Consider the following 16829-nt stretch of genomic DNA (forward strand, 5'->3'; position numbering starts at 1 on the left):
TTCATTGGATGCGATACCCCACTCCGGGAACGGTCTCGATGACGGGAGGGTCGCCCAGCTTGCGGCGCAGCTTCATCATCGTCATCCGCACGGTGTTGGTGAACGGGTCGATGTGCTCGTCCCACACCTTCTCCAGCAGGTCTTCGGCGGAGACGACCGCGCCGTCCGCCCGCAGTAGCTCGGCGAGCACGCCGAACTCCTTGCGGGCCAGCGGGACGTACCGGCCGTCGCGGTAGACCTGCCGGTGGGCGCGGTCGAGCCGTAGGCCCGCCCGCTCCAGCATCGGCGGGTCGGCGGGCCTGGCCCGGCGGCCCAGCGCGTGCACGCGGGCGACGAGTTCCTCGAAGGCGAACGGCTTGGGCAGGTAGTCGTCCGCGCCGAGGGACAGTCCCGAGACGCGGGCGCGGACGTCGGCCGCCGCGGTCAGCATCAGGATCCTGACGAGGGCGCCGGAGTCGACCACGGCCTTGCAGACGTCGTCGCCGTGGACGAGAGGCAGGTCGCGGTCCAGGATCAGCACGTCGTAGTCGTGGATGGCGAGCCGTTCGAGTGCCGCGTCGCCGTCGTAGGCGATGTCGACGGCCAGCGCCTCGGCGCGCAGGCCCTCCGCGATCGAGTCCGCGAGCATGCGCTCGTCCTCGGCGATCAGAACGCGCAACGACTCTCCCCCTGAATCCCCGGCGTAGATGAAATGCGCATTCCGCTGGAATGCGCATTCCGCCCAGGGTGCCGTAACGCATATAACCCGGGCATAACCAGATTCGGTGACGCCCAGGTTATCGATCATCGGCTCTACTCCACCACCGGCGAGGGCAACCGTCCCGCGCCGGAACAGGAGAGTGATCGATGCCGCGTCTGGAATCCGTTGCCCCGCCTGCCGCGCCGGAGGCGCCCGGACCTTCCGCCCCGCCGGGGACGCCCGGATCTCCCGCTCCGCTGGAGGCGCCTGAATCTTCCACCTTGTCCGGAGCGCTCGGGCCGTCCGCGGTACCGGAGACGCACGACCCTCCCGATCCGCCAGAGACGCACGACCCTCCCGGTTCGCCGGGGAGGCACGGGCCTCCTGGTTCGCGGTGGTCGTACGGCCCGCCGCTCCGGGCCCTCTCGGGCCACTGGTTGTTCGTGCTGGTTCTCGCAGGCGCGGGGGCGCTGCGAGTGGTGACCATGCTCGGCTACCGGCCCGCCCAGCTCTACTGGTACGACTCCTTCAGCTATCTCGACACCGCCGTGCACATGAGGCCGTCCGAGCAGTTCCACCCGACCGGTTATCCCTTCCTGCTGTGGGCGCTGCGCCCCTTCCACAGCGTCGAGGTGATCGCGGGCGTCCAGCACGCCATGGGGCTTGGCATCGGGCTGATGATCTACGTGTCGCTGCGGCGCAGGTCACTTCCCGGGTGGGGGGCGGCTCTGGCCACGCTGCCCGTCCTGTTCGACCCGGCGTTCCTGAGGCTGGAGCACGCCGTCCTGTCGGACATGCAGCTCATCTTCCTGGTCGTCGCCGCGCTCACCGTCCTGCTCTGGCGTCGTGAGCCGTCGGCGGGGGCCGCCGTCTGCGCGGGCCTGTTGCTCGCGCTCGCCGGGCTCACCCGGACGGTCGCGGTTCCCCTGCTCGGCCTGTTCCTGCTGTATCTCCTGGTGCGCCGTACCGGCTGGCGGCCCGTGGTGGCACTCGCGCTGGCCGGGATCCTGCCGCTGGCGGCGTACGCGGGGTGGTACGCCGCGCACCGCGGCAGATTCGCGCTCAGCGGTTCCGACGGCGTGGCGCTGTGGGCGCGGACCATGACCTTCGCCGATTGCGCGGTGATCAAACCGCCTGGGGAGGAGGCCAAGCTGTGTCCGAACGGCACGGTCGTGGACGCGGCCTCCGAGTACGTCTGGGCCCCGGACGCGTCCCTCAACAAGCTGCCCGGCGGCCGGTTCTCGCACAACGACCTGGCTCGATCCTTCGCCCTGCGGGCCATCGTCGCCCAGCCGCTCGACTATCTGCGCGAGGTCGTCAAGGACACCTCTCTCACCTTCGCCTGGACCCCGGTCGCCCATCCGAAGCGGGTCAATCCGGCCCTCACCTTCCCGAGGGGGAGCTGGCCGCTGCCCGACTTTCCGCTGATCGACAAGGTCCGTCGTGAGTACGACCCGGGCATCCGCGGCCTGTACTCGGTCGAGCCGTACGCCGGGCTGCTGGCGGCCTACACATATCCCGCGTATCTGCACGGTCCGCTACTGGGCGTGGTCCTGCTGCTCGGCGGGCTCGGCGCGCTGTTACGGCGCCGCCTGGCCCTGCTGCCGTGGGCCGTCGCGGTGTTCCTCCTCGTCGCGCCGGTCGCCGTCCTCGACTTCGACCACCGTTACGTCCTGCCCGCGATCCCGGTCGCCTGCCTCGCCGCCGCCCTGGGCCTCGCGGGTTCCCGCGACGGGGCCTGACAGGAAACGACAGGGTCTGACCAGGAACGACGGGCCTGACAGGGAACGGGGCCTGACCGGAACAGGCCGTGCCTCACGGCCCCGTTCTCCTCCCGAACCGCGGCTCAGCGGATCGCCGGCGGTTTCGTGACGTCAGTGACGATGGAGAGCAAGGTTCCCGATACGGGTGGTAGCGGGCGGAAACCTCGATCCGTACACTATGACCACGACATAAGTAAATATCAGTAAATGTCACTGTAAAACGGGTGGAGCACCAGGACCAAAACCCCCCCTTAGGAGTCCTCTGTGACCATCAAACGAGCCGTGTCGTACGCCCTGGTCGGCACATTGACCGCCGGCCTCTCCATCGCCGCCGCCGCACCGTCGATCGCGGGATCGGCAGAGGCGGGCCGTGCCGCGTTCACCGTGACGAGCAGCGCCTTCCCCCCGGGCGGGGTGATCCCGAAGGTTCACGAGTGCACCAGCAGCGGCAACAACGACCCGCGCCAGAAGAACGAGTCCCCGCCGCTGACGTGGGCCGGTGCTCCGGCCTCTGCCCAGAGCTACGCGATCGTCATGCGCGATCTCGACAACAACAATCTCATCCACTGGGTGATCTACGACATCCCGGTGAACGTGACCTCACTGCCGCAGAACGTCGAGCACGCCTATCGGCCCTCGGTCCCCTCGGGAGCCAGGCAGGTCTACTACCGTGGAAGCGCCAGCCTCTACGGCTACCAGGGCCCCTGCTCGCCCACGACGGTGAACACGTACGAGTTCGTGGTCTACGCGCTCAACAAGGCGAAACTGTCCGAACTGACCACCAACTCATCGACGCAGACCGCGGCCAGGGCCATCGCCAACGCGTCGCTGGGATCGGCCAGGGTGTCCGGCGAGTCGTGAGGCGGGGCGAGACCTCGTCGGTATCGATGCGGGTCATGCCACGACGGGTTCCCGCGATGGTGTCCGAGGTGTCTCGCCCGTTCTGAAAATCTCGTTCCTTCCGGTGAAGGGGACACCTCGCATGCGCGGGGAGTCTCCCTTCACCGTTCACGGGCCTGACCACGCGGGGGCCGCGTGCCGTGGTGTCAGCGCTTGATGCCGATGCCGCCGTACATCGAGACCTCGTTGTCCTTCAGGGACCTCGCCTCGTCGTCCGGGTGCCAGTGGTGCACGGGGGTCGCGCCGGGGGGAACCAGTTCCAGGCCCTCGAAGAAGAGGTCGACCTCGGCCCTGGTGCGGGTCTTCGAGGCGATCCCGCGCTGGTTGAACGCCGCGACGGCCGACGTGACCCGTTCCGGGGCGCCGTCGATCGCGATGGTGGACAGGGCCAGGGCGCTGCCCGGCGCCAGGGGCCGCATGAGCTCGTCGACGATGTCGTGCGCCTCCTGCTCGTCGGCGATGAAGTGCAGGATGGCGATCAGGCAGAGGGCGACGGGCTTGCTCAGGTCGAGGGTTTCCTGCGTCTCGGCCGCGCTGAGGATGCCCTGCGGGTCACGGATGTCGGCGTCGATGTAAGTGGTCCTGCCCGTCGGCGTGCCGACGAGGAGGGCGCGGGCGTGTTGCAACACGATGGGGTCGTTATCGATGTAGACGATCCGCGCCTCGGGGTTGACCTCCTGCACGACCTCGTGGAGGTTCGGCGAGGTGGGCAGCCCGGTGCCGATGTCCAGGAACTGGCTGATGCCCTGCTCGGCGGCGAGGTAGCGGGCCACGCGGACCATGAAGTTCCGGTTCGCCCGCACCGACGTCGTCAGGTAGGGGGCGACGGCGATGACCTCTTCCGCGACCTTACGGTCGGCCGCGAAGTTGTCCTTGCCGCCCAGCATGTAGTCGTAGACCCGGGCCGAGTGGGCCTGGTTCGTGCGCAGGTCGACGGGCTTCGAGCTGTCAGGCGTCAGTCTGGACCAGTCCAAGTTTCCCGACAAGGATGATCCTCCGGTCTTCGGTTCGACATCGTTCATATAGCTATAAAGCTTGTCGATCATATGCCCACTTCGCCCAAATGGGGCCAGGCGGAGATTGCGGGATGAGAACATTTTAAGCTCGAAGGAAAGGGGTAACTTACCTGCTTCCTTCGCCGTACCGGAGTGCCGCACCGCCCGGGTGAGCCGGGCGGGCAATCTTGTCGCGGACCAGTTCGAATACCCTGCTCCGAGTGGGCGGACCCGCCGCCTGTCGCGCCGTGCGGGGCGGGGAGGAGTGCTCCGGCGTACGGCGTGGCGGGGCTCGGAACCCCGTCCGGCGAAGCATCACAATTCAGAAGACGCATTACGTGAGATGCCAATGTGACTCCAGCGATATGTTGTAATGCGTGGAAAAATTATTCACATTTCCGATGGGTGTGATCGGTCCGACGTGACGCCCTTCCCGGACTCTGGCCTGGTGGCCCGTTTTGATGGTATTTGTTCTGTTTATTCTTTTGGGGTCGCCGGTGTGCCCGCCGAGACCCGCAGGCGGAGGAGGCGGTGATGATGTGTGGGCGGACGTCCCCTGTTCCCCCTGCGGCGGCGTGTCCGAGATGGCGGTAAGGGTCAGCCGTAAAAAGGCTTTTAGCGGGTGGAATACGGTCATCCGGCACGAGGTTGGGGCGGCTATGACCACAACTTGGGTAGCGGCCTTCCGGTCCGCGGTGATCAGTCCGTCCGGGGAGATCTCCTTCAAGGAGTCGCGTTCCTTCGCCGACCAGACCCTGCGGCAGATCCTCCATCTCGACGGGGGCGGAGCGGCACTGCGGGTACGGCTCACCAACCGGTACGGCACGCGACCGCTGACCGTCGCCGCGGCCAGGGTGGCCGTGCGGAAGTCGGGCGGGGAGATCGTCGCGGAGACCGACACCGAACTCCGCTTCGGCGGGGAGACGGAGACGACGATCCCCGCGGGTGGCCAGATCGTGAGCGACCCCGTCGAACTGGCGGTCGGCGCGGGCACCGACCTGGTGCTGAGCCTGTACCTCCCTGAGGAGACGGGCCTGGCCACCTTCTCCCACCAGCCCGCGGAGACCGGTTACGTGACGGCGGGCAACGCCGTCTCCGACGTGGCGTTCCCCGAGGCCGAGGAGGTCGACTCGCGGTTCTACGTCACCGGGGTCGACGTGCTGGTCCCCGAGGGCACCACGGTCGCCGTCGCCTTCGGCGACTCCTGGTTCGAAGGGGTCGGCAGCACGTCCGGCACCAACCGGCGTTCCCCGAACCTGCTGAACCGGCGACTCAGTCGAGGCTGGGTGGTCAACCAGGGCATCGCGGGCAACCGCCTGCTCACCGACGAGGTCGGTGAGCGCGCTCTGGACAGGTTCGACCGCGACGTGCTTCAGGTGCCCGGCGTGAGCCACGTTCTGATCAACTTCGGTATCAACGACCTGGGTCTGCCCGGCATGGCGGGTCTGCCGCCCGCGACGGCCGACGACCTCATCGCCGGTTTCACCGAGCTCGCCCGCAGGAGCCACGAAGCCGGTCTCAGGATCCTGGCGGCGACGATCGGCCCGTTCGCCGACTCCATCTATCCCGGTATGGACTCGCCCGAGGTGCGGGAGATCCGGCGGACGGTCAACGAGTGGATCCGCACCGGCGGCGTCTTCGACGCCGTGTTCGACGTGGCGGCGGCCGTCGAGGACCCGGAGCGGCCCGACCACCTTCGCGCCGACTTCGACAGCGGCGACCACATGCACCTCAACGACGCGGGCGCCCAGGCGATGGCGGACACCGTGGACCTCGCCTCCCTCGCGCTGTAGCGAGCCCTCCCGTTTCCCGAAGGGCCGGACAGCCTGGTCCTTCGGAAACGGGGCACTGGACATGGAGGGAGAGAACGCTAGGTCGTTCTCTGGGAGATTCGGGTGGAATTCGGCTGACCGGCCCTTGTGGTGGACCGGGACGACCCACCTTGCAATTACGTATGGCGCGGATTGCGGTCTACCGTCCCTAAGGGCGCACTTGTATAATGCGGTGCAACATCGCCACGCTCTCGTTAGGTGGAGATGGATCGATATCACCGTACGTCGTGCGCTCCCCTGGATTGAATACTTCTTCCCGCACCTCTTATTCGCCGTTCGTGTTCATCCGCCGGTGAACCGAGACGATCGAAATCGGGGCCATGCGGGCTGCGGGCGGCGAACGCCTGCCTTCCGTGGTCGAGGGATCAGGCATATTTAGAGATGCCAACTTTGTCCACAATTGTCCCTACGCAAGTGTCCTTGTATTGCTTTCTTATGAAACTTCCCTCAAGGAGCAACCCATGTGGCGCCGGGTCCTCTCTTCGGCATGGCTCAGTGTCACGCTCCTGGTCCTGCTGCTCCTGTCGCTCTCGTTGCAGTTCTGGGGGCTCACGCTGGTCGGCACCCGTGTCGACCACGATTCGGCCGGAAGCTGGGGAGAGCTGGTATCGGGCGTTGCGTCGGCGGTCGCGGTGATCGTGGCGGTCGGCACCTTCGCCTCCGGCCAACGACGGCTGGAGCAGGAGCGGGAGGCCGTGCGCGTGGCCGAGCTGACACGCGTGTACTGCTGGCTCGAACCCCGGCTTGATCACGGCTCGCGGCGAGTGTGGGTTCTGCACTTCGAGAACCACACGTCAATGCCGATCTTCTCATGGCGGGTCGTGATCGAGAGCGAACCCGCGGTCGTCCTGAGCGGGGAGAAACAGGGGCCCGTGCGCCCCGGCGCGACCGACCTGCGGGTGCAGGCACTGGAGGGCAGGGGAGAGGAGACACAGCCAAGCCTCGCCTTCGAGTTCCACGACGCGAACGGCGGAAAGTGGCGACGTTCCGCCCACGGCATCGAGAAGTGTGAGAGGCAGGCCGGGGAATGAACGAGTCCGAGCGGTCCGGTGCCGACTGGCTGCTGCCCGCGGTCGGTGAGGGCCTGGGCCCTTCGGGGCAGCCGTCGCGCAGGACGCGAATCCTCCGGTCGTATCTCACCCGGCTGACGGCCCACGCCGACTGCCTCGAGTTCGGCGATCCGTCGGAGTTCCTGGCGACCCTGAACCTGGTGGGCTCGCGGAAGGCCAAACTCACCGACGTCTGGGTGATGCCGATGGTCTGCGCCCTCGCGCTCGGGGCCACCCGGCAGGGCGTCCAGTTCTCGGCCAATCCCGAAGTCCCCCTCGACCGGGTGCTGTTCGAGAGCAACGAGCCCACCCAGGTCATTCTGGGACGGGCGGGCTCGGGCAAGTCCACGGTCTGCCGATACGTCGCGGCCAGGCTGGCGACGGACATGCTGGAGGGGGACGTGAGCCGGGAAGTCATCCCGCTGCTCGTCCCCGCGCGCACGATCAACTTCCAGAGCTCCGCCGACCCGGTGACGTGCCTGGTGCACGCCGCGCTGAAGGAGATACCGGGGATATCCAGGTCGATGGAGACCGAGATGGCGAACATCCTGCTCACGGAGCTGGACCGTTGCCAGATCATCGTCGACGGGTTCGACGAGGTTCCTCCAGGCCGCCTCGACGACGCCGCCTCGGGCACCCTGAACCGGACGAAGCTCCATTCGGCGATCGTCGACTTCCAGGAGGCCCACCCGTCAGGGCGGGTTCTCCTCACCTCCCGTGACAGTGAATACCGGTCATCCACTGAAACCGTGCTGCCGACGGCCTTTCACTACGCCATCGGCACGTTCAGCCGCGAGCAGGTCGAGAAGTCGATCGAGCGCTGGCATCGAGCCGCGACCGCTTCCGCGGCGGCCCGGGGGGAGACGCTCCGCGACTGGGACGCGCGGGAGGCGTCCCTCCTGGAACTCGTCCGGTTCGATCCGGACCTCGGCAAGCTCGCCGAGGTTCCGCTTCTGCTCAATCTGATGCAGATCGTCTTCCGCCCCGAAGACGACTTCCCCAGGAACATCTCGGAGGTCGCCAGCAGGGCGATCCAGTTCCTCATGGTGAAGAATCCACGCAGCCGCAGGAACGGTGACCCGGAAACAGGAGGTGCGCTGCGAGGCGGGCGCGACGAGATCGTGATCGAGGCGCTCCGCCTTCTCGCCTACCGGATCACGCTGCGGGAGAACGCTGCGGGAGACCAGGCGTTCGCGCCCGGCGACATCTTCGACGCCCTCGACAGCGTGGTCGAAGGGCACCGGATGACGGGGCGCGTCGACCTCACCACCGCCCGGGTGGCCGAGCTCGTCGAGTACGTCGAGCGGGGACACGGCATCGTGATCCAGACCGGTCCGAGGCGCTACGAGTTCTCGCACAACGTCTTCCGCGAGGTCCTCACCGGGCAGCAGCTCGACCAGCTGGAGCCCGCCGAGCTGACGACGTTGCTGACCGACCCTCGATGGCTACTGCCCCTTCGCTACTGGGCGGGCTGGAAGGCGACCGGTACGCGCGAGGCCGCGACCTACGTGTCCTCCGTGGCCTCCGAGCTGGTGGAGTACGGGCGTTCCGCGCACGGCAGGGAACGGGCCATCGCGCTGCTGGCCGTCGGTGAGATGGTCATCGAACTGACGAGACCGGGGTCGGTGGTAGGCGGCTGGGCGTCGATCCGGCTGATGCAGACACTGATCGTCGGCTTGCTCGTCGACCTGCTGGAAGACCAGACCTTCGAGTTCCCGCTGCGCGTGCGCATCGGCGACGCGCTGGGCAGCCTGGGCGATCCCCGGGTCGAGGCCCTGGCCGCGGTCCCCGGCTCCTTCGTCGCCTCCCTCGTGCCCCTGACCCCGGCGGGACCGATCACCTTCGGAAGGCGGACTCCCCACCGCGTGACGCGGGAGAAGTACGCGAAGGTTCCCGCGAGTCCCCAGGTCGAGCGGCTCCTGCTGCCGTTCTCCGTCGGTCTGCTGCCGGTGACCAACCTCGAGTACGCCCGGTTCATCAGGGCCGGTGGATACCGGACGGCGTCCTATTGGACGTCGGGCGCAGGCCGTAACTGGATGAGGAACGATCCCGATTTCCTCGCCGAGCTGCGGACGCTGGTCGAGGAGGCCGCGGAGATCCACTTTCAGACGGAGATCCTCGCCGGGCGGATAACCCGGGAGGACCTGAGGGCCGTGGCGCATCGCCAGCTCCGCCGTTCCGCCCCTCTGTACTGGCACCATCCGCGCTTCAACCGCCCCAACCAGCCGGTCGTCGGCGTGAACTACTGGGAGGCGGAGGCGTACTGCGTCTGGCTCACCCGCTGGCTCGCGGACAACGGCTGCCTGCCCGAAGGGCACGCCATCCGGCTGCCGACGGAGTTCGAATGGGAGTTCGCGGCTCGCCGAGATGGGACGGGACCGTACCCCTGGGGGGTCGAACCGCCCTCGTCAGGCCCTCGGGCGCACACCATGGATCACCGGAACTCCGCCGTGGGACGCACGTGCGCGGTCGGCATCTTTCCCTGGGCCCGCTGGGCCGACGGTCCTTTGGACATCGTGGGAAACGTCTGGGAGTGGACCGGGTCCAGGCCCGATCTCTACACGCTGGAGAGCGTGACGGTCGACGCCGTGACGGACAGCATGAGCGATCGTGTCACCCGCGGCGGCTCCTGGCTCTCCCAGGAGCCCGAGTCCGGGGAGGTGACCTTCAGGACCTTCGATCCCCCTTTCAACGCCTACGAGGATCTCGGCATCCGGGTCATCCTCGCCAGGGCGAGGTAACGGCCGGTCGTTCCCCTGGCGCCCGTCACCTCAGGCTCTCCCACAGTTCGACGGCGTCGATGACGGAACCCCACGCCAGCGTCCAGCCGTGTGCGCCGTGACCGTAGTTGTGCACCACCGTCTTGCCCATGACCTCCTCGACCTCCAGCCGCACACCCGACCGGCGTAAGGGCCGGACCCCCGCGCGGACCTCCACGAGCCTGTCGAAGGAGACGGGGGCGGGGGGCACACCGACCAGTGAGAGGGCCGCCGGGAGGATCTCGGCGGAGAACTCGCTCAACCGGAGGTGGTGAGCCCGGCTCGGGACGCCCCGATGCTCACCCGCGATGAACAGTGAGCCCACATAGAGGTTGTGGGCGGTCGACAGGCCGATGAACTCCCCCACCCCGACGCCGAACTCGACACCGAGCGGCTCCAGCCTGGCCACCTGCCCGAAGACCGGCACGAGCTCGGGGTCGGGGAACACGGCCGCGCTGCCGAAGCCCATGCAGTTGAAAACGGACTCCGCGGGGAGCTCGGTGAGGCTCTTGGAGGTGATCCGCGCCCTGACGAACTCGACGCCGCGGCTCAGGACGCTCGTGAAGAGGTCGTTCAGAAAACCCAGCGTGTCGACGCACGGCAGCTTGAAACGCACATACTGCTGATGGCCGTGAAAGCCGGTATCCAGACTGACGACCTGTACCCCCTCCAGATTGACCTGCGGAAGCCATTCGATCGGGAAGGACCCCTCCAGGAGGCCGTCCCGGCAGAACTCGACGTGATCGACCACGGAGCAGTGAACACCCGCGGAGAAGGTGTGATACATCTCCAGAGACGACTCGGTCCACCGCATCCTGCGGGTGAACTCCTGCGACCCCGGCGCGAAGGGGAAGAACGGGAGGATGATGCTTCCCGCCGCCGCGGAGGTGGTCGACAGCGGAAAGGCGTCACTGACGATCGTGACCCGGTGCCCCCGGTCGCTCAGCCTTTTCGCGGTGAGCAGGCCGACGACCCCGGCTCCGAGGACAACCGGGCGTCTTCTCATTCGGTCACGCCTCAATCCCGGAGCAGCGATTCGAACCTCTCCGCGAGCTCGACGGCCTTTTCCTCACAGTTCTCGATGCTGATTCCGTTCGCATCGTATTTGAGCATTTCTTGTGCTATCGCCGCCGCGCTGTCCGTCACCCATATTCCGTCCGTTCTGGAAACGGCTCTGATGCCGTCCCACGCCGCGGCGGTGCTGTTCACCGCCTCGGCCTCCGTCGGATCCGTCGTGCCGGGCAGATCGAACTCGACGGAGCCACCGTCGATCCTTACGGGATAGCCGCCGGCCCTGCCGAGGACGCCCGGCGCGTGCGCGTATCTCGATCGTCCGTCGATCAGGGCGTTCACCACGCTCATCGCCGAACTCACCGTCACGGCCTGGCCCGCGACCCCCTTGACGCGCCGGAACCTGGTCGCGACGCTCCTGAAGAGCGCCTCAGGATCGATCTCGGGGGAGACGTCCTCCTCGCGCACGAGGACCTGCAGGATGTACGGGGCGCCGCCACCGGTTCCGGTCGTGGGCATGGTGTAGCTCAAGAAGTGATGCGCCACGAAACGGATGCGTACGTCGCGGATGTCCTCCTCCAGCATGGCCGCCGCGGCGAGGGTCAGGCCGGGGACGGCGTTCGCGACGTTGCCGATCCCGCACACGGGACCCACGGCCGGGTTGAAGACGACGGGGTTGACGAGATCGGCGAACGACGCGTTGACGAACACGCCGTCGAATCCAGCCCTGTCCAGGGCCTGGGTGAGGCGCAGCGGCAGGAGCAGATCGGTTGCCGCCCAGATGCCGCTGCCCGCCTTCTTGATCCCGTCTCGCACTCGTGGCGGCAGCTCGTCGAGTCTCCACCACGGAAGCATCGACGTCGCGTTGAGGACCAGGTCGGGTCGTAGCGCCTCCACGGCCTTGGCGGTCCGCTCGCCGTCGAGCAGATCGATCGGCACGGCGGTTACCTCGGCCGCGTCGCCGTAGTTCAGCGCGGCGTATCGCGCCAGGTTGACCCGCTCCTCCAGCCGTCGTTCGTTTCGTCCTGCGACGAACACCTGGATGCCGGGATGCGCCCGGAGAACCTCGTCGACCACCCTGCCGCCCAGGACCCCGTAGCCCAGGATGAGGACCTTCTTGACCTCGCGCATCTGGGTCTCCGTTCGGGAACGGTGCATCACACCACGCGATGGAGGGGGGTTCCGGTCTCCAGCATGCTCACGATCGACTTGACGGCGAGGATGCCCATGGCGTCACGCGCGTCATGGGTGAGGGAGCCGATGTGCCCTGTGACCAGCAACCGGCTCGGGATCTTCGACGCGAGCTCCTGTCGTGACGCTCCGTCCGCCTTGTAGAAGTCGTCGAAGGCCGCGTAGGAGACTCTGCCGGAGTCCAGGGCGTCGTTGAGAGCGTCGGCGTCGACGATCTCCGGCCGGGCCGTGTTGACGAGGACCAGCCCGGGTCGTGCGCCGGCGAGCTGACGCTCCCCGATCAGTCCCGGTGTCTCCTCGTTGCCGGGGGTGAGGACGATGAGGGTGTCGACGACGCCGGTCAGCTCGTCGAGCGGGAGGTACTCGATGCCGATCGACTCTTCGAGCTCGGGCTTTCTGGTCCGCGAGTAGTAGCTGACCCTGGCGTCGAAGCCCCTGCGGAGGATTTCCGCGACGCGTGTGCCGATTCCGCCCATGCCGACGATGCCGTGGTGCAGGGCGGCGATGTCGCGTTGTTTCTCCTCGGAACCGCTCTGGCCGGTTTCGTACAGGTGAGCGTAGTAGTGGATCTTCCGTACGCCGGACAGGAGATGGCCGATGGTGAGCTCCGCGACGGCGTTGCTGAGAGTGCCGGGCGTGTTGGTGACGACGACGCCGTGTTCGAGAGCGGCCGCGGAGTCGACGTAGGCCTCGTATCCCATGCCGAGGAAAGCGATGATCTTCAGGTTGGAGGCGCCTGCGATGGCGTCGCGACCGGCCCTTTCGTCCCCGCCGAGCAGATATGCGTCGGCCTCGGAAAGTGCTTTCTTGAGTTCACCCTCCGACAGCAGATGTGGTGGATTGTCCACAGACCATCCGCGGTCACGTAAGGGCTGGAGAAGCTCCGGTCGCACGCTCGTCCCGGTAACGAGCACCTTCTGGGACATAACGTTTCCGCCGTCCTTGTAGTACCGCTTGGTGGGCCGGATGGGCAGTGGAAAAGGATGCTGATAACAGATGTATCGGATGGGAGGCAGGCCATCAAGGCGCGCGGTCGCCACTCCTTGGCGGCCGTGCATCGGTGGTAAAAGATTGTATCCGAGTCCGTCGCATTCTGGAAGGAACGTGCGAGAGGCTTGGTGTCTGACCGGAGGTTGCGGTCAAAGATGAAGTGATAAACATATGTCCAGATTTCTGGTTATGTGACCCTTATGCCTCTTATTTATGTGGGCATCCTGGAGGGTGATGTCCGCGGACGCCCAGCCGGGAGGGGGAAACGATGATCTACGAGGGCTTCCGGGGGCCGGTGTGCTTGTTTGCCGGGGCGTTCATCACGGTTTCTTGCGGTGACGTTATATAAACGTCCTATAGGGATTGAGGGATGCGGTGGGATTTATGTGGAGTTCAGGAGGGAACACCGCCGGTCAGCAGGACGCAGGCGCGCTCGTCGCCGAGCCGGGACCGGGAGTCCTTCAACGCCCCCGCGTATCCCGCCGCCGCTCCCGGTTCGACGTGGACCCCGTGTGCCCGAAGCCTCTCCCACGCCTCGATGATCTCCTGATCGTCCACCAGCAGGACATCGGCGAGGACGTCCCGTGCCACCTCCAGTATTTTGGCGCCGTGTTCCAGATCGCCGGTGAGGCAGTCGGCCACGGAAGGGGCCGAGGTGGTCGACAGGACGCGGCCGAAATGGAAGTGTTCGTAGACGAAGGGGGAGGCCGTCGGCTGGACTCCGACGACGCGGGGCCGGTGTTCCGCGGGCAGCAGGCCGAGTGCGAGGCCGACCCCGGAGGCGAGGCCACCGCCGCCGATGGGGAGATAGACGGTGCCCACGTCGACCTGGGCCGCCAGTTCGATCCCGATGGTCCCCACACCGTGGACGAAGGGCCAGCTCTGGCCGGGGGAGCAGTAGACGAGGTTCCGCGCGCGGGCGAAGTCGAAAGCCGCTTCGGCCGTCTCGGAGAACGATCGGCCCACCTGGACCACGTGTGCTCCCGCGTCGTCCAGGAGCCGGCGCTTGCGAGGGTCGATCTGGTCGGTGACGAAGACGTGGCAGGCGATCCCCAGCTTTCCCGCCAGCTCGCACAGCGCCCGCCCCGTGTTGCCGCTGGACACACAGACCGCCCCTCTGCCACGTGATCTCTCGTCCGCCTCCAGTAGGACGTTCGCGACACCGCGCGTCTTGAACGAGCCGCCGGACTGGAGATCCTCGCGTTTGAACCACAGGCCCTCTGCCAGTTCGACGCAGCCGGTGACGACGACATGCTCGCGGATTCGTTCCGCTGCTTCCCGAATCGCTGGTAGATGATCCATCGGCGGCTTCTCCAGGGGTGGCCTGGTGGGAGTGCCTCCCGGTCAGGCCGTGATCTCGACGGTCAGGTCGTCGATGAATGACCGGAAAAGACCTGGCATGTCCACCTGCTCTGGGTTGAGCAGCCACTGCAGTTGCAGGCCGTCCATCATCGAGAACACCCGCCGCGCCACGGCCGTCGTGTCGACGTCGGCGCGGATCGAGCCGTTCTCCACGCCGAGCCGCAGGTTGGCCGCGAGGCCGCCGATGAGCTTCTCGTAGCGGTCGACGGCCCACGCGCGCGCAGGGTGCGCGGTGCTGACGGCCGCCTCGCCGGTCACGATGGCGAACAGCTTCACCAGGCCGGGCAGGTGCGCGTTGTGCTCGACGATGTCGACGTACCGCCGCAGGGCCGCGGTGCCGGGGGCCGGGTCGTCGACGTGGAACTTCTCCGCGTCGAGCTTGTCGCGGTACTCCAGGACCGCGATGAGAAGGTCGGCCTTCGTGGGAAAGTGGTGCAGCAGGCCGGGCTGCGACAGGCCACACCCCTCGGCGATCTCCGCGATGGAGGCGCCGCGGTAGCCGTTCTCCGCGAAGATCCTGAGGGCCACCGCCAGGATGTGCTCCTTGCGGGCCTGACCACGTGCCTGGGGCCGACCGGGATTGGACATGTCACTATCTTCCTCGCTCAGCGGGCCGCGCCGTTCATTCCGCACCGACGGCCGGCAGTTGCATCGTTCATTCCGCACCGACCTTCAGCAGCCGCAGCGGGCGCAGGGGGTCGCGCTCCGTCGCGCAGGGGACGTCGAGCATCCTGGTCCACCGGTCGCGGAGCTCGAAGCGCGGCCAGTCGCCGGGCGCCGCCCCGGTGCGGGCGAACGCCGCCCACGCCTCGCCGATGCTCTCCGCCAAAGCCTCGGGCGGGTTCTGGCCGGTGAACTTCTGTACGCCGGGCTGGTCCAGGTTGCCGAAGACGAACGGCAGCTCCAGGGAATGGCACGCGCCGAGCGCACCGTCCCGCGCGGCCGAGCGCCAGGTGAACAGGTAGCGCCAGACGTCCGGCGTCAGCGCGGCGTAGGCCTCGGCGAGCCGGTCCGTCGGCGCGAGGAACAACTGTGTCCCGACGAGCGCGGCCACCAGCTCCGCCGGGCTCGCGCCGGGGTGCAGCGACCGGAACGTCTTCAGCGCCCCGGTGCCGTCGGCGCACACGGTGCCGAAGATCGCGGGGAGCGCGGACTCGCCGGGGGCGGGGGCGTCCTGGGCGAGGAGGAAGAGGCGGCCCTCGTCCCGGTTCGCGCCGAGGAGGAGGGGGACGGGGGAGACCGCCCCCGCCCGGATCGCGTCCAGTGGTCTTTCCGGCAGGACGACGCCGTCGACGACGGGCATGAACGGCAGTCCCATCCCCTCGCCGCGAGCCCGCATCGCCGCGGCGAGCGACTCCTGGGCGGAGATCAGGTCGGCAACCGGGATCTCCCGCAACCGGCGCGCGATGGTCTCGCCGAAGCCGAGCGATCCGAGCGACCCGAGCGGTCCGGGCGTCCCGAGTGGCCCGAGCGTTTCGGGTGTTTCGGGCGTCCCGAGTGGCCCTGGCGTCCCGAGTGGCCCGGGCGTTCCGGGCGGCCTGGGCGGGTCGAGCAGGCCGAGCGTTCCGAGGAGTTCGCGGGTCACCGCGGTGGCCCGTTCCGCGGTGTGGACGTGCTCGCCGCTGCCGCTCTGCACGACGGCCCGGTGGAACAACCCCCTGGCCGCGGGCATGGTCAGCAGGCTCACGATGCTCATCGCCCCGGCCGACTGGCCGAAGACCGTGACGTTGCCGGGGTCGCCGCCGAACGCCGCGATGTTCTCGCCGACCCAGCGCAGCGCCGCGACCTGGTCGAGGAGGCCCAGGTTGCCCGACTCCGCGTAGTCCTCACCGAGGACGTCGGCGAGATGGAGGAAGCCGAGGACGCCGACCCGGTAGTTGATCGTCACGACGACCACGTCGTGCCGGGCCGCGAACCGCGCCCCGTCGTAGACGACGTCCCTTCCCGACCCGTTGAGGAACGCCCCGCCGTGCACCCAGACCAGCACCGGACGCGGTCCGTCGCCGGTGCCGGGCGTCCAGACGTTCAGGTTCAGGCAGTCCTCTTCGGAGGACGGGTAGGGAAGCTGGCCGAGCATCTCCTCGGCGACGGCGTCGTAGGACTGGGGAACGGCGGGGCCGTACTCCAGGGCGGGCCTGACACCGGTCCACGGCAGGGGCGGCACGGGCGGGCGGAAGCGCAGCTCACCGACGGGCGAGGCGGCGAACGGGACGCCCCTGAAGGCGGTTACCCGTCCGTCGGCCAGGCCCTCGACGGCTCCGTACCGGGTGTGCGCGATCATCCTCTGTCTCTCCTTAT

The 16829-nt window shown here is 67.7% G+C and carries 13 protein-coding genes; 5 read left to right on the forward strand and 8 right to left on the reverse strand.

Translation table 11 applies throughout. The features are described from left to right. Nucleotide 1 precedes the first annotated feature (1 nt). A complete protein-coding gene (locus tag AB0395_RS24835) occupies nt 2-658 on the reverse strand; it encodes a response regulator transcription factor (RefSeq protein ID WP_366284303.1) in 657 nt (218 codons plus the stop codon). 464 nt (nt 659-1122) lie between these two features. On the opposite strand from AB0395_RS24835, the gene AB0395_RS24840 reads away from it, so the two are divergent. Both AB0395_RS24840 and AB0395_RS24845 read left to right on the forward strand, forming a co-directional pair. Next, nucleotides 1123-2421, forward strand: a complete 1299-nt coding sequence (locus tag AB0395_RS24840; protein ID WP_366284306.1) for a hypothetical protein — start codon at nt 1123-1125, stop codon at nt 2419-2421. 285 nt (nt 2422-2706) lie between these two features. Further along, nucleotides 2707-3303, forward strand: a complete 597-nt coding sequence (locus AB0395_RS24845; RefSeq protein WP_366284308.1) for a YbhB/YbcL family Raf kinase inhibitor-like protein — start codon at nt 2707-2709, stop codon at nt 3301-3303. Between the two features lie 185 nt (nt 3304-3488). Here the strand turns inward: AB0395_RS24845 and AB0395_RS24850 are convergent, their stop codons facing one another. Next, nucleotides 3489-4328 (reverse strand): SAM-dependent methyltransferase, encoded by an 840-nt coding sequence (locus tag AB0395_RS24850; RefSeq protein WP_366284311.1) that lies wholly within the window; start codon nt 4326-4328, stop codon nt 3489-3491. Between the two features lie 668 nt (nt 4329-4996). Between AB0395_RS24850 and AB0395_RS24855 the strand changes: the two genes are divergently transcribed. The 3 genes from AB0395_RS24855 (at nt 4997) to AB0395_RS24865 (ending at nt 9959) form a co-directional block, all read left to right on the forward strand. After that, nucleotides 4997-6130, forward strand: a complete 1134-nt coding sequence (locus tag AB0395_RS24855) for an SGNH/GDSL hydrolase family protein (protein WP_366284313.1) — start codon at nt 4997-4999, stop codon at nt 6128-6130. 500 nt (nt 6131-6630) lie between these two features. After that, entirely contained in the window at nt 6631-7200 is a 570-nt protein-coding gene (locus tag AB0395_RS24860) for a hypothetical protein (protein ID WP_366284315.1), read from the forward strand. Next, the gene (locus AB0395_RS24865) at nt 7197-9959 is read left to right on the forward strand and encodes an SUMF1/EgtB/PvdO family nonheme iron enzyme (RefSeq protein WP_366284318.1); all 2763 of its coding nucleotides are present in this window, start codon (nt 7197-7199) and stop codon (nt 9957-9959) included. Before AB0395_RS24860 ends, AB0395_RS24865 begins: the two co-directional genes overlap by 4 nt. A 25-nt stretch (nt 9960-9984) precedes the next feature. Here AB0395_RS24865 and AB0395_RS24870 read toward each other — a convergent pair whose 3' ends face one another. From AB0395_RS24870 to AB0395_RS24895, 6 genes are all read right to left on the reverse strand, one after another. Next, nucleotides 9985-10983, reverse strand: a complete 999-nt coding sequence (locus AB0395_RS24870; protein WP_366284321.1) for an FAD-dependent oxidoreductase — start codon at nt 10981-10983, stop codon at nt 9985-9987. Nucleotides 10984-10994: 11 nt separating this feature from the next. Then, nucleotides 10995-12119 carry a hypothetical protein gene (locus AB0395_RS24875; RefSeq protein WP_366284324.1) on the reverse strand — a complete coding sequence of 375 codons (1125 nt, stop codon included), beginning with the start codon at nt 12117-12119 and terminating at the stop codon, nt 10995-10997. Nucleotides 12120-12145: 26 nt separating this feature from the next. After that, nucleotides 12146-13237 (reverse strand): 2-hydroxyacid dehydrogenase, encoded by a 1092-nt coding sequence (locus AB0395_RS24880; protein ID WP_366284326.1) that lies wholly within the window; start codon nt 13235-13237, stop codon nt 12146-12148. Nucleotides 13238-13562: 325 nt separating this feature from the next. Continuing rightward, a complete protein-coding gene (locus AB0395_RS24885; RefSeq protein ID WP_366284328.1) occupies nt 13563-14471 on the reverse strand; it encodes a PLP-dependent lyase/thiolase in 909 nt (302 codons plus the stop codon). 42 nt (nt 14472-14513) lie between these two features. Beyond that, complete coding sequence (locus AB0395_RS24890; protein WP_366284330.1) at nt 14514-15119, reverse strand: TetR/AcrR family transcriptional regulator; 606 nt, start codon at nt 15117-15119, stop codon at nt 14514-14516. A 67-nt stretch (nt 15120-15186) separates the two neighbouring features. After that, entirely contained in the window at nt 15187-16812 is a 1626-nt protein-coding gene (locus AB0395_RS24895; protein ID WP_366284332.1) for a carboxylesterase/lipase family protein, read from the reverse strand. Nucleotides 16813-16829: the final 17 nt, after the last annotated feature.

The organism is Streptosporangium sp. NPDC051023, from assembly GCF_040689595.1.
Taxonomy (GTDB): Bacteria; Actinomycetota; Actinomycetes; order Streptosporangiales; family Streptosporangiaceae; genus Streptosporangium.

Bases quoted from the DNA above. Each gene is read 5' to 3' on its own strand.
- AB0395_RS24855 (WP_366284313.1), top strand. From the start codon at position 4,997: ATGACCACAACTTGGGTAGCGGCCTTCCGGTCCGCGGTGATCAGTCCG.
- AB0395_RS24860 (WP_366284315.1), top strand. From the start codon at position 6,631: ATGTGGCGCCGGGTCCTCTCTTCGGCATGGCTCAGTGTCACGCTCCTG.
- AB0395_RS24865 (WP_366284318.1), top strand. From the start codon at position 7,197: ATGAACGAGTCCGAGCGGTCCGGTGCCGACTGGCTGCTGCCCGCGGTC.
- AB0395_RS24870 (WP_366284321.1), bottom strand. From the start codon at position 10,983: ATGAGAAGACGCCCGGTTGTCCTCGGAGCCGGGGTCGTCGGCCTGCTC.
- AB0395_RS24875 (WP_366284324.1), bottom strand. From the start codon at position 12,119: ATGCGCGAGGTCAAGAAGGTCCTCATCCTGGGCTACGGGGTCCTGGGC.
- AB0395_RS24880 (WP_366284326.1), bottom strand. From the start codon at position 13,237: ATGCACGGCCGCCAAGGAGTGGCGACCGCGCGCCTTGATGGCCTGCCT.
- AB0395_RS24885 (WP_366284328.1), bottom strand. From the start codon at position 14,471: ATGGATCATCTACCAGCGATTCGGGAAGCAGCGGAACGAATCCGCGAG.
- AB0395_RS24890 (WP_366284330.1), bottom strand. From the start codon at position 15,119: ATGTCCAATCCCGGTCGGCCCCAGGCACGTGGTCAGGCCCGCAAGGAG.
- AB0395_RS24895 (WP_366284332.1), bottom strand. From the start codon at position 16,812: ATGATCGCGCACACCCGGTACGGAGCCGTCGAGGGCCTGGCCGACGGA.